Source organism: Pseudomonas agronomica (assembly GCF_025917275.1).
Lineage (GTDB): Bacteria > Pseudomonadota > Gammaproteobacteria > Pseudomonadales > Pseudomonadaceae > Aquipseudomonas > Aquipseudomonas agronomica.
Genome location: NZ_JAOSHO010000772.1, coordinates 1 through 1,636, shown reverse-complemented (window position 1 = coordinate 1,636; position 1,636 = coordinate 1). Strand labels below are relative to the sequence as shown.

Here is a 1,636-nt window from a genome sequence, read left to right as displayed (position 1 = left end):
AGATCGCAGCCTCGCTTCGCTCGACAGCTCCTACGAGCAGCGATAAAAACAAGAGGATTTTCTCATGGCTAAAATCGGATTCATCGGCACCGGCATCATGGGCCACCCCATGGCACTCAACCTGCAAAAAGCCGGGCACAGCCTGTTCCTGTCCCAGCATCACGACCCGGCCCCGGCCGACCTCGTGGCCGGCGGCGCAGTGGCATTGGCCAACCCGAAGGAAGTTGCCCAAGAAGCCGAGTTCATCATTGTCATGGTCCCGGACACGCCGCAGGTCGACGACGTGTTGTTCCGCGCGGACGGCGTCGCAGCCGGCGTGGGCAAGGGCAAGGTAGTGATCGACATGAGCTCGATCTCGCCGACCGCCACCAAGGCGTTCGCGGCGAAGATCAACGAAAAAGGCGCGCAGTACCTCGACGCCCCGGTGTCCGGCGGTGAAGTCGGCGCCAAGGCCGCGACCCTGAGCATCATGGTCGGTGGTGACAGCACGGCCTTCGAGCGCGCCTTGCCGTTGTTCCAGGCCATGGGCAAGAACATCACCCTGGTGGGCGGCAACGGTGACGGCCAGACCGCCAAGGTGGCGAACCAGATCATCGTCGCCCTGAACATCCAGGCCGTGGCCGAAGCGCTGCTGTTCGCCGCGAAAAACGGCGCCGACCCGGCGAAGGTTCGCGAGGCGCTGATGGGCGGTTTCGCCTCGTCGAAGATCCTCGAAGTCCATGGCGAGCGCATGATCAAGGGCACCTTCGACCCCGGCTTCCGCATCAGCCTGCACCAGAAGGACCTGAACCTGGCCCTGCAAGGCGCCAAGGAACTGAACATCAACCTGCCCAACACCGCCAACGCCCAGCAAGTGTTCAGCACCTGCGCGGCCATCGGTGGCAGCAACTGGGACCACTCGGCGTTGATCAAGGGCTTGGAGCACATGGCCAATTTCTCGATTCGCGATAAATAAGCCCTGCCCTTTACCTGTGGGAGCGAGCTTGCTCGCGATAGCGGTTTTACATTCAACAATGATGTTGGCTGGGCTACCGCTATCGCGAGCAAGCTCGCTCCCACAGGGTCTGCGTCAATTCCAATAATAAAAAATCGGGAGCCCGCCATGTCGGTCGATCCGCAACAACTGCTGCGCGAGCTGTTTGCCACAGCCATCGACGCGGCGCATCCGCAGAACGTCCTCGAACAGTACCTGCCCAGCGACCGCAGTGGCCGGGTAATCGTCATCGGTGCCGGCAAGGCGGCGGCCGCGATGGCGCAAGTGGTCGAGCGTTGCTGGCACGGCGAAGTCAGCGGCCTGGTGGTGACCCGCTACGGCCATGGCGCACCCTGCCAGAAAATCGAAGTGGTGGAAGCCGCTCACCCGGTGCCGGACGCCGCCGGCCTGGAAGTGGCCGGACGGGTGCTTCAACTCGTCAGCAACCTGAATGAAGACGACCGGGTGATCTTCCTGCTGTCCGGCGGGGGCTCGGCGCTGCTGGCCTTGCCGGCGGCCGGCATCACCCTGGCCGATAAGCAATCGATCAACAAAGCCTTGCTCAAGTCCGGCGCCACCATTGGCGAGATGAATTGCGTGCGCAAGCACCTCTCGGCAATCAAGGGAGGACGCCTGGGCAAGGCCTGCTGGCCGGCGACGGTG

At 63.2% G+C, this 1,636-nt stretch carries 2 protein-coding genes; both read left to right on the top strand.

The genetic code is table 11. The features are described from left to right. Positions 1 to 64: 64 nt before the first annotated feature. On the top strand, positions 65 to 955 hold the full coding sequence (locus tag OC610_RS27015) for a 2-hydroxy-3-oxopropionate reductase (RefSeq protein ID WP_181289823.1): 891 nt from the start codon (positions 65 to 67) through the stop codon (positions 953 to 955). Between the two features lie 147 nt (positions 956 to 1,102). Further along, positions 1,103 to 1,636: glycerate-2-kinase family protein (locus OC610_RS27010; RefSeq protein WP_264432374.1), on the top strand; the 534-nt coding region annotated here is incomplete at its 3' end.